This is a genomic window from Bacillus sp. BS1807G30 (genome assembly GCF_040047675.1).
Classification (GTDB): domain Bacteria; phylum Bacillota; class Bacilli; order Bacillales; family Bacillaceae; genus Bacillus; species Bacillus altitudinis.
This window is the reverse complement of the sequence record NZ_CP157353.1, coordinates 1,878,137-1,889,439: the sequence shown is the minus strand read 5'-3', so window position 1 is coordinate 1,889,439 and position 11,303 is coordinate 1,878,137. Positions and strand designations below refer to the sequence as shown.

The 11,303-nt window shown below is 42.2% G+C and carries 8 protein-coding genes; 6 read left to right on the top strand and 2 right to left on the bottom strand.

Translation table 11 applies throughout. From position 1 onward, the window contains the following. Positions 1-236 precede the first annotated feature (236 nt). The 3 genes from csaA to ABG082_RS09530 all read left to right on the top strand — a co-directional run bounded on the left by csaA (position 237) and on the right by ABG082_RS09530 (position 4,112). Positions 237-569, top strand: coding sequence for a chaperone CsaA (gene csaA, locus ABG082_RS09540; protein ID WP_008346544.1), 333 nt, complete (start codon positions 237-239; stop codon positions 567-569). Between the two features lie 518 nt (positions 570-1,087). Further along, positions 1,088-2,479, top strand: a complete 1,392-nt coding sequence (locus tag ABG082_RS09535) for an MFS transporter (RefSeq protein ID WP_144626224.1) — start codon at positions 1,088-1,090, stop codon at positions 2,477-2,479. A gap of 25 nt (positions 2,480-2,504) precedes the next feature. Then, positions 2,505-4,112, top strand: a complete 1,608-nt coding sequence (locus ABG082_RS09530; RefSeq protein ID WP_348936039.1) for a glycoside hydrolase family 43 protein — start codon at positions 2,505-2,507, stop codon at positions 4,110-4,112. A gap of 46 nt (positions 4,113-4,158) precedes the next feature. On the opposite strand, the gene ABG082_RS09525 is transcribed toward ABG082_RS09530, so the two are convergent. Then, the gene (locus ABG082_RS09525; protein ID WP_348936038.1) at positions 4,159-5,319 is read right to left on the bottom strand and encodes an ROK family transcriptional regulator; all 1,161 of its coding nucleotides are present in this window, start codon (positions 5,317-5,319) and stop codon (positions 4,159-4,161) included. A 213-nt stretch (positions 5,320-5,532) separates the two neighbouring features. On the opposite strand from ABG082_RS09525, the gene xylA reads away from it, so the two are divergent. The 3 genes from xylA to ABG082_RS09510 all read left to right on the top strand — a co-directional run bounded on the left by xylA (position 5,533) and on the right by ABG082_RS09510 (position 9,178). Beyond that, a complete protein-coding gene (gene xylA / locus ABG082_RS09520; protein WP_348936037.1) occupies positions 5,533-6,870 on the top strand; it encodes a xylose isomerase in 1,338 nt (445 codons plus the stop codon). 33 nt (positions 6,871-6,903) lie between these two features. Beyond that, positions 6,904-8,397: a xylulokinase gene (gene xylB, locus ABG082_RS09515; protein ID WP_348936036.1), complete on the top strand. Its 1,494-nt coding sequence runs from the start codon at positions 6,904-6,906 to the stop codon at positions 8,395-8,397. A 94-nt stretch (positions 8,398-8,491) separates the two neighbouring features. Next, complete coding sequence (locus tag ABG082_RS09510; RefSeq protein ID WP_046526855.1) at positions 8,492-9,178, top strand: glycoside hydrolase family 11 protein; 687 nt, start codon at positions 8,492-8,494, stop codon at positions 9,176-9,178. Between the two features lie 46 nt (positions 9,179-9,224). On the opposite strand, the gene ABG082_RS09505 is transcribed toward ABG082_RS09510, so the two are convergent. After that, positions 9,225-11,264 carry a molybdopterin oxidoreductase family protein gene (locus tag ABG082_RS09505; RefSeq protein WP_348936035.1) on the bottom strand — a complete coding sequence of 680 codons (2,040 nt, stop codon included), beginning with the start codon at positions 11,262-11,264 and terminating at the stop codon, positions 9,225-9,227. Between the last annotated feature and the right edge of the window lie 39 nt (positions 11,265-11,303).

The following is an 11,303-nucleotide window of genomic DNA, read 5'->3' as shown; positions in this document are numbered from 1 at the left end:
AGCAGTAGGATTATTTGCCATTTTACTGAATTCATTTTTATGATGCAAACATTTAATAGACTACTATAAAATCATTATGTAAACTAACAGAGATTTTCAATCAATAGGCTTTTTAACCCTTTCTTTTAGAAGAGTAGGGTGTGCTACAATTAAGAAATTAGTGGAAGACAAGTGGTCATCTAGCAGAAGAAAAATGTGACCTTTTTTATGAAAGATTGAAAGGGAGAGAGATTCTAATGGCAGATATTGAACAGTTTTTAGCGTTAGACATTCGTGTTGGGACGATAGTAGAAGCAGAGTTCTTTGCAGAAGCGAGAGTGCCTGCTTTCAAGCTGAAGATTGACTTTGGGGATGAGATTGGCATAAAACAATCTAGTGCACAGCTGACAAAACGTTATCATGCTGAGAATCTCACCGGGAGACAAATTGTTGCAGTGGTTAATTTCCCGCCAAGAAGAATTGCCGGGTTTAAATCAGAGGTGCTTGTCTTAGGAGGCATGCCGTCAAAAGAAGACGTTGTCCTGCTTGCCACAGATGAGCCGGTTGAAAATGGCACCAAAATAGGGTAAGAAAAAAGACATCTTCATCAGAAGATGTCTTTTGCGTATTGAGGCGGAATAACCACACGCCACATTCGTGTGTGTCTCAAAGAGACGTGTTACCCGACTTACACAATTCAGCTCATCGCTTGATTAATATAGCATGGGATTGGTATGAATGCAACCATTATTTGAGTTCTCTTTGTTTTTGGAAGATAAAAAGAAGGTTCATCTCCTCATATCATAGAAAAAATGACAAGAAATCAATTATTTGGATTATTTTTTCAAAAAATATTGAAAAGTCAGATCATATTTTATAAAATGAATTCATCTTAGTTTGTTTAATCGATAAACTAAGATGTCGATCATCTATTGATCTATTGTTTAAAGCACATGATTTGCTGCTATGTGGGCTAAGCTGAAAGAAAGAGATGTTCAGCTTCATTTTTACAACGAATTGAAAGCGCTTTATTTTTCGACCTATTGATTGCTGCTGCCCTGCACCATCTGTCCGTTAGAAGAGGCTAAGTGAAGAAGGGAGAAAACTCATGGTGAGTGAGAATTTAAAGAAGATTCGTATGTCTGAAAAAGTGGGGTATGCTTCAGGAGATTTCGCATGTAATTTAATTTATGCAACTGTCTCTACGTATCTATTATTTTTTTATACGGATGTGTATGGATTATCAGCAGCAGCAGCAGGGACGATGTTTTTGGTGGTTCGGGCCATTGATGCGCTTGCAGATCCGTTTATTGGGGCGATGGTTGACCGAACGAACAGCCGTTTTGGCCGGTTTAGACCTTATTTGTTATTTGGTGCGTTACCTTTTGCCGTTCTTGCCATTCTTTGTTTTACGACACCGGATTTTTCCGAAATGGGAAAACTCATTTATGCGTACATCACGTATGTTGGTTTATCGCTTACATACACGTTCATCAATGTTCCTTATGGTGCTTTAACTTCCGCAATGACAAGAAATAACCAAGAGGTCGTCAGTATTACGTCTGTTCGTATGCTTTTTGCAAATCTCGGTGGTTTAGTTGTTGCTTTTTTTGTTCCGTTTCTTGCGACGTTTTTGAGTGATACAACAGGAAATACAGCACTTGGCTGGCAGATCACGATGGCTTTTCTCGGCGTACTTGGGGGCGGATTACTGATTTTCTGTTTTAAAAGTACGAATGAGCGCGTCACACTTCAAAAGCCAGAGGAAAAGATCAAGTTCAGTGATCTCTTTGTCCAGTTACGAGTGAATCGTCCGCTTGTTGTGTTAAGCATTTTCTTTATCATTATCTTTGGTGTGAACTCGATCAGCAACTCTGTTGGGATCTATTATGTGACGTATAACCTCGGCAGAGAAGATTTAGTGAAGTGGTACGGCCTGATTGGCAGTCTGCCAGCCTTAATGGTGCTGCCGTTTATACCTAAGTTGCACAAACTGTTAGGAAAGAAAAGGCTGCTGAATTATTCACTTTTGCTGAATATCGCTGGTCTTCTTGCTTTACTTGTGATACCGCCGAGCCAAATTGTGCTCATTCTTCTTTTCAGGCTAGTCGCTGCAGCTGGGAGTATTACGGCTGGCGCTTACATGTGGGCGCTTATTCCTGAAACTGTAGAATACGGTGAATATAAAACAGGAAAAAGAATGGGCGGATTGATCTACGCAGTGATTGGTTTCTTCTTTAAATTTGGTATGGCATTAGGTGGCATCGTTCCAGGACTTGTCCTTGATCGATTTGGTTATATAGCAAACCAAGTGCAAACACCAGAAGCATTGCTGGGCATTTTAATCACCACAACCGTTATCCCTGCCTGCTTACTTGTGTTAGCGATGATTGATATTCACTTTTATAACCTTGATGAAGAAAAACATAAACAAGTTGTGAGAGAGCTTGAGAACAGGGATAAAGTATATGTCGATCACATCGACGATTTTAAAATGTAGTGTCAGCAAAAGAGGAGGAAATTCAATGAACATTACCAATCCAGTGCTAAGAGGGTTTAACCCTGACCCAAGTATTTGCCGTGCGGGAGAGGATTATTACATGGCGGTTTCTACATTTGAATGGTTCCCGGGGGTGCAAATTTATCACTCAAAGGATCTCGTCCACTGGCGGCTCGCCGCGCGTCCCTTGCAAAAAACTTCTCAACTCGATATGAAAGGAAATCCTGATTCCGGCGGGGTATGGGCGCCGTGTTTAAGTTATGCGGATGGTCAGTTTTGGCTCATCTATTCAGATATTAAAGTAGTAGATGGTCCGTTTAAGGATGGTCATAATTATTTGGTCACAGCTGATGAAGTAGATGGCGAGTGGAGCGATCCGGTTCGGCTCAATAGTTCTGGGTTTGATCCTTCCTTGTTCCATGATCCAAGCGGAAAGAAATACGTGTTGAATATGCTGTGGGACCATCGAGAAAAACATCACTCCTTTGCAGGTATAGCCTTGCAGGAATATAGTGTATCTGAAAAAAAACTGGTCGGTGAGCGGAAGGTCATTTTTAAAGGCACGCCAATCAAACTGACAGAAGCTCCGCATCTTTATTACATCAATGATGTCTATTATTTATTAACAGCTGAAGGGGGCACACGTTACGAACATGCAGCAACGATTGCCCGTTCCTCGCATATTGATGGGCCATACGAGGTTCATCCTGACAACCCAATTTTAACGGCTTTTCATGCGCCTAGCCATCCACTACAAAAATGCGGGCATGCATCCATTGTACAAACGCATACAAATGAATGGTATATGGCTCATCTGACTGGCCGCCCAATTCATTCAAGTAAGGAATCCATTTTTCAGCAAAGAGGCTGGTGCCCTTTAGGAAGAGAGACAGCCATACAAAAGCTTGAATGGAAAGATGGCTGGCCGTATGTGGTAGGCGGAAAAGAGGGGCTCCTAGAGGTTGAAGCGCCTGCGATGAGCGTAAAAGAGTTCTCTCCAACCTATCACATAGTCGATGAATTTAAAGATTCATCGTTAAATAGACATTTCCAAACATTAAGAATCCCATTTACGGATCAGATTGGTTCAGTGACAGAAAACCCACATCATTTAAGGCTGTATGGGCAGGAATCTTTAACGTCTAAATTTACACAAGCGTTTGTTGCGAGGCGCTGGCAAAGCTTTTATTTTGAAGCAGAGACAGCGGTTTCCTTCTTTCCGGAAAACTTTCAGCAAGCGGCAGGTCTTGTGAATTATTATAATACGGAAAATTGGACTGCACTTCAGGTGACTTATGACGAGGCGCTTGGCCGTATCCTTGAATTATCTGTGTGTGAAAATCTGGCCTTTTCTCAGCCGCTAATCAAAAAAATTATCATCCCAGACGAGATTCCGTATGTGTATTTAAAAGTGACCGTTCAGAGAGAGACGTACACGTATTCTTATTCTTTTGATCAACAAGAGTGGGAAAAAATAGATATAACGCTTGAATCGACCCATTTATCAGATGATTTTATTCGAGGAGGGGGATTCTTTACGGGGGCTTTTGTTGGAATGCAGTGCCAAGACACAAGCGGCGAACGTCTGCCTGCCGATTTTAAGTATTTTCGATACGAAGAAACAACTGAATAAAAAAAGACAACACTCTAAAGGCTGTCTCTCTTTAACATGTATTCCATTATGGTGAAGGCGTGACATTACGCAAAAAAGCTTCAGTGACAAGAGATGTCATCCCTAAGGCTGGTGCGTTTTGTCCTAATGACGAAGGAAGCAGCTCCACCCGTGAGCTGAATTGTGCATCCATTCTAGAGGATACTTCATCTTGAATGACACTTAGAACGGCCTGCTCAGTTTCAATGACCTTGTTTCGTAAAATAACGGCTTGTGGGTTGAAGGTATGCAGAACGTTTGTGAGACCTACCCCAATGTAAAAGCCAAAGTTACGCAAGGCATTGAGTGTCTTCATATCATTTAACTTCGCCAGCCGCTCAATATCTTGATAGGTGAATGACTGACCATCTGTTTGGAGCGATTGGAACAGTGCTTTCTCAGATGCATACAGTTCCCAGCAACCACGATTTCCGCAGCTACATGTCGGTCCATTAAAGTCGATCGTCATATGTCCCATTTCACCAGAAAAACCGTTTGTGCCTCTATATAAATGATGATTGATAATGATGCCTATTCCAATACCAGTGCCGATACTTGCATAGATCAGATGGTCATAATGTTTAGCAGCACCGAAGATTTTTTCACCGTAAGCACCGGCATTTGCTTCATTCTCGATAAAAACCGGTACTTGGAATGTGTCTTGGAGACTTGTTTTTAGATCGACATTTTTCCATTTTGAATGAGGCGTAAACACAATTTGCTCATCTGCATCGACCAGACCTGGTATACAAATGCCTATACCAATCAGCCCGTATGGAGAAGAAGGAATGTGTGAACGTAACTGCTGAATCAATTCAATTAATATTCGGACGGTCACATCAGGTGTGCTGGATGGGAGCTTGAGCTGCTCATTATGGATAATTGACCCTTCAAGGTCTGTTAAAATGCCGTTGACATAATCAACACCGACATCAATGCCGATAGAGTAACCTGCACGTTTATTAAACATGAGGAGCACGGGTCTTCTTCCGCCGCTAGATTCGCCTTGACCGATTTCATAAACAAGATGTTCTTTCATTAAAGTACTCACTTGAGAAGAAACGGTCGATTTATTTAACCCAGTTCGTTCAGATAATTTTGCTCTGGAAATTGGTGCATGGTGCAGAATTTCGTTTAGCAATAGCTTTTGATTTATTTTTTTCACAAAGTTCTGATCCGCAATATCCATTGTATCCACTCCATTTGTTTCGTCTTTAGATTAAGTGAAGAAAAGCCACTTTTTATCGTGTTCATTCTCTATAAAACATGCTTTTCATTTTATTATAACGAAAATATTTCTAAAAAACTAAAAAATATGGAAAATTCAAAGAGATTAGTTGGTAAACTCGTTTATTCGTTTGTTGAATCAACTTACTAAGTGAATATATAGGGGGAATCACTTATGGTCAAATCAAATATGACTTCGTTAAGTAGTTTACAGGGGATTGGCAACATTCAATATGAAGGAAAACATTCAAAGAACCCATTCGCATTTAAATATTATAATCCGAGCGAAATGATTGGCGGAAAGACAATGAAAGACCACCTGCGATTTTCCGTCGCTTATTGGCATACACTGACTGCTGATGGAACAGACATGTTTGGAACTGGCACGATGAAAAGGGCCTGGGATTCTTATAGTGGAATGGATTTGGCGAAAGCTAGATTGGAAGTGGCTTTTCAGCTCTTTGATCTATTGGATGTTCCGTATTTTTCATTCCATGACCGTGATATTGCACCAGAGGGCGACACGCTTCAAGAGACCAATCAGCAGTTAGACATCATCGTAGAAAGAATGAAAGATTACATGCAGCAAAGCGGGGTTCGGCTTCTATGGAACACGGCAAATATGTTTAAGCATCCAAGATTTGTTCACGGTGCAGCGACATCCTGTCATGCAGATGTATTTGCCTATGCAGCTGCACAAGTGAAAAAGGGCATCGAAACAGCAAAGGAACTCGGCGCAGAAAATTATGTTTTCTGGGGAGGACGAGAAGGTTACGACACACTACTGAATACAGATATGAAAAGAGAGCTTGACCATTTGGCGGCCTTTTTGCATATGGCGGTCGATTATGCAAAAGAAATTGGATTTACAGGTCAATTTTTAATTGAGCCAAAGCCGAAGGAACCGACAACTCATCAATATGATACGGATGCAGCGACATCAATCGCCTTTTTAAAACAATATGGATTGGATACACACTTTAAATTAAATATCGAGGCCAATCATGCGACATTAGCGGGTCATACGTTTGAGCATGAGCTGCGTGTAGCAAGAATTCATGGACTGCTCGGTTCCGTTGATGCCAACCAAGGAAACTCCCTTCTAGGCTGGGACACTGATGAATTCCCAACGGATTTATATGCCACAACACTCGCCATGTATGAAATTTTGCAAAATGGCGGACTTGGAACAGGCGGTCTCAATTTTGATGCAAAAGTCAGAAGAGCCTCCTTTGAACTGGAAGATCTTCTGTATGCCCATATTGCGGGGATGGATGCATTCGCAAAAGGGCTGCGGGTGGCTCATAGACTCATAGAAGACCGTGTGTTTGAAGATGTGATCAAGCACCGGTACCGCAGTTTTTCTGAAGGAATTGGACGGGAGATTTCAGAAGGAAAGGCAAACTTTCATACATTAGAAGAATATGCACTGAAATATCCGCTCATCAGAAACGAATCTGGCAGAGAGGAACAGCTGAAAGCCAGATTAAATCAATATTTGTTAGAAGATTAATTGAGCGGGCGGATGTTTTGAAGGAGTGAACACATGAAGTATGTGATGGGAATTGATCTTGGAACGAGCGGAGTTAAAGCGATATTAGTAGATGAGAGCGGGAAGGTATGCTGCGAGACGACTAAATCTTACCGCCTCATTCAAAGCAAACCAGGTTATTGTGAGCAAAATCCTGAAGACTGGGTAGAGCAGACGATTGTCGCAATGACAGAACTTATGGAGAGAAAGCCTGTTCAGTCAATGCAGGTAGAAGGCATCAGTTTTTCTGGACAAATGCACGGACTTGTTTTATTGGATGAATCCCTTCAGGTGCTTAGGCCTGCCATCTTGTGGAATGACACAAGAACAACAGCGCAATGTGGGCGCATGACAGAAAAGCTAGGTGGCAGGCTGCAAGCGATCACAAAAAATCAGGCGTTAGAAGGGTTTACACTGCCAAAGTTGTTATGGGTAAAGGAACATGAACCAGAAATTGATCAACGAATCCATTTGTTTTTACTTCCAAAAGATTATGTCAGATATCGATTAACCGGCGCTATTCATATGGACTATTCTGATGCGGCTGGTACGTTACTGTTGGATATTGGAGAACAAACATGGAGTGAGGAGATTTGTCAAACCTTTGATATTCCGATTCGTATTTGCCCGCCACTCGTTTCATCGGAGGCGGAGGTTGGAACACTCTTGCCGCAGATCGCAAAGGAAACCGGGATGACAGAAGAGGTGAAGGTTTTTGCGGGTGGAGCGGATAATGCTTGCGGTGCCATTGGCGCCGGCATTTTATCATCAGGTCACACATTATGCAGCATTGGCACATCAGGTGTCATTCTTTCCTATGAAGAAAATCATAACAGAGAGCTGAATGGAAACTTGCATTTGTTCCATCATGCAAAAAAAGACGCTTTTTATACAATGGGAGTCACTTTATCAGCAGGTTATAGCCTCGATTGGATTAAATCTTTACTTGCTCCGAATGAGTCGTTTAAAGCCCTTTTAGCCGGAGCAAAGGATATAGCGCCTGGCGCAAATGGATTGCTATTTACGCCATATTTAGTTGGGGAAAGAACGCCTCATGCAGATTCAGTCATTCGTGGAAGCTTCATTGGATTAGACAGCCGGCATGAAAAAGCGCATATGGTTAGAGCTGTGCTTGAAGGAATCACTTTTTCATTAAATGAATCGATCGCTTTATTCAGGCAGGCCGGAAAAAGAATAGATGCTATTGTGTCCATTGGTGGAGGTGCGAGAAGTCATACATGGCTTCAAATGCAGGCAGACATTTTTCAAGCTGAGGTGATTCAGCTTGAAAATGAGCAAGGGCCCGCGTTAGGTGCAGCGATGCTTGCAGCAGTTGGATGCGGCTGGTACGAGTCACTTGAGGCGTGCGCGGATCAGTTTATCCATCAAGCGGTCGTATTTACACCAAATAAACAGCATGTCGATGTATATGATCATCTCTTTCGTTTGTATCAAAGCATTTATACACACACAAGAGACATTCATGCGGGTCTAGCACACTATCGATAATCTAGTCGTGAGTGGGGGCATGAAAGGAGGTGATGAATTCGTTTCATCTTAGAGATGACAGAATCAAAAGGATGAAAAAGGAGAGGAATAGACGATGAATTTGAAAAAATTAAGACTGTTGTTTGTGATGTGTATTGGACTGACGCTTATACTGACGGCTGTACCAGCCCATGCGAGAACCATTACGAATAATGAAATGGGCAACCACAGCGGGTACGATTATGAACTATGGAAGGACTACGGAAACACTTCGATGACACTCAATAACGGCGGGGCATTTAGTGCAGGCTGGAACAATATCGGAAATGCTTTATTTAGAAAAGGGAAAAAGTTTGATTCTACTAGAACTCACCATCAGCTTGGCAACATCTCCATCAATTACAACGCAAGTTTTAACCCAGGCGGGAATTCCTATCTATGTGTCTATGGCTGGACACAATCTCCATTAGCAGAATATTACATTGTTGATTCATGGGGCACGTATCGTCCAACAGGAGCGTATAAAGGATCATTTTATGCTGATGGAGGCACATATGACATTTATGAAACAACCCGTGTCAATCAGCCTTCCATTATCGGGATCGCAACCTTCAAGCAATATTGGAGTGTACGTCAAACGAAACGTACAAGCGGAACGGTCTCCGTCAGTGCGCATTTTAGAAAATGGGAAAGCTTAGGGATGCCAATGGGGAAAATGTATGAAACGGCATTTACTGTAGAAGGCTACCAAAGCAGCGGAAGTGCAAATGTGATGACCAATCAGCTGTTTATTGGCAACTAAAAAAGTCAAAGAAAAGAGCCGGGAGCAAAACTCCTGGCTTTTTCTATCATAATTTTTCAACTTCGACTCTGCCGGAAAAGAACGTCGCACCACCGCCCATATCTGCCAAACGATCAGGCGTGAGGCCATTCACCAAATGTTTTTTGCCTTTTTGGTCTGCCCATAATCCCTGACTGACAACAACACCAGATAACACATTTTGTCCGACTGACACGATCAGCTCGCATTCTCCTCGATCATTCAGCACACGAACCATGTCCCCATCTTCAATCTGTCTTTCTTTTGCATCTTGTTCATTCATATGAAGCTTCGGACATTTCTCAAGCTTTTGATGCTTCTCATGAAGAGAGAAGGTGGAATTAAGAAAATTATGGTTTGGTCCCGGTATAAACGTTAGTGGATAATCACTTTCCTTGAATAAAGGTACATAGGTTGGAAGGGCTGGATATCCATCTTTTTTCATTTGTTCAGAGTAAAGTTCAATTTTCCCGCTTGGGGTAGGGAGCTTTAAATCTTCGAAAGGCCCTCGTTTTGCTTTGATCCACTTTTTCTCTTTTAACGCTTGATATGAAATGTTTTCATAGTGCGGGTTTTCAGGATGATGAAGAGCTTGTTCCATTAGTTCCGCATCTGTGTCTTTAAAGGCTTCATCTTCAAAGCCCATCGCATGAGCCAAAAGACGAAACACTTCTGTGTTTGATTTGCTTTCTCCATAACGTTCAATAACAGGTTCTTGAATTTGAATGTAATGATGCCAGTAAGAAGTATAAAAATCCTCGTTTTCAAAGGCAGAGGTCGCTGGCAGAACAATATCCGCATAAGTAGCTGTCTCTGTCATGAACAAGTCATGGACAACCGTAAATAAGTCTTCCCGCATCAAACCGTCTCTTACTTTATTTGCTTCAGGTGTCACAACAGCCGGGTTGCAAGAGTAGACAAAAAGAGAATCAATTGAAGGTTCTGCGTTCGTTAGCACGCTGCCCAGCTGATTCATATTAAATGTTCTAGGTTCGCGCTCCTTTAATAATTCCGGTCGCTGAAGAGCGGTTTCATTATAACTAAGAAAAGAAGAGTTCGATTTCATCGCACCGCCGCCTTTGTGCAGCCATTGACCGGTGAGGGCAGGGAGGCAGGAGATGGTTCGAATACTCATGCCGCCATTATCGTGATGCTGAAGCCCATTGCCAATACGAATGAGAGACGGCGTTGTCTCTGCGTACATTCTCGCAAGTGAGACAATGTCTTCTTTAGGGACACCCGTGATTTGTTCAACCGTTTCTGGATCATACTGCTTCACATGCTCGCGAAGTTCATTGTGACCGACCGTGTAAGTCTCTAAAAATGACGCATCTGTGCGGTCTTCTTTAAAAAGGACATGCATGATCCCAAGAGCTAGCGCACTGTCAGTGCCAGGGCGAAGCGGAATGAACCAATCTGCCATCCGGCCCGTTTGGTTTTTGTGCACATCAATGACGACAATTTTGGCTCCTTGCTTTCGAGCTTTTTGTGCCAACGTGATTTGATGCATATTGGTTGAAACCGCATTGATGCCCCAAAAGATAAATAGTTTTGTATGAATGGTTTCTTCTGGGTCTGTCCCAATGCTTGCGCCCATTGTATATTTATAGCCAGTTGTTCCGGCTGACTGACAAATGGTTCGGTCTAGCTGACTTGAGCCAAGTCGATAGAAAAAGCGGCGGTCCATTCCTTCTGCATTAAGATTCCCCATATTCCCATAGAAGCTGTAAGGCAAAATGCTTTCTGGTCCTTTTTCTTCGATCAGCTTTGTCCATTTTTGACGAATGGTTTCAATCGCTTCTTCCCACGTAATTGGTGCAAACTGCCGGTCACCTTTTTGACCTACACGTTTTAATGGTGTTGTCAGACGTTTTTCATCATATAAACGAGCTGTGACATTCCGCACTTTATTGCAAATGTTTCCTTGAGTGACTGGATGATCTGGATCTCCTTGAACTTTAACGATCTTTCCGTTCTCTTTATGTATTAAAAGACCGCACTGATCAGGGCAATCTAACGAACAAACTGATTTGAATATTCCGTCTTTCATTGCTGTGTAATCGGTCATACGTTTAGCTTCCTTTCCGAATTCCGTGATCACTGTACA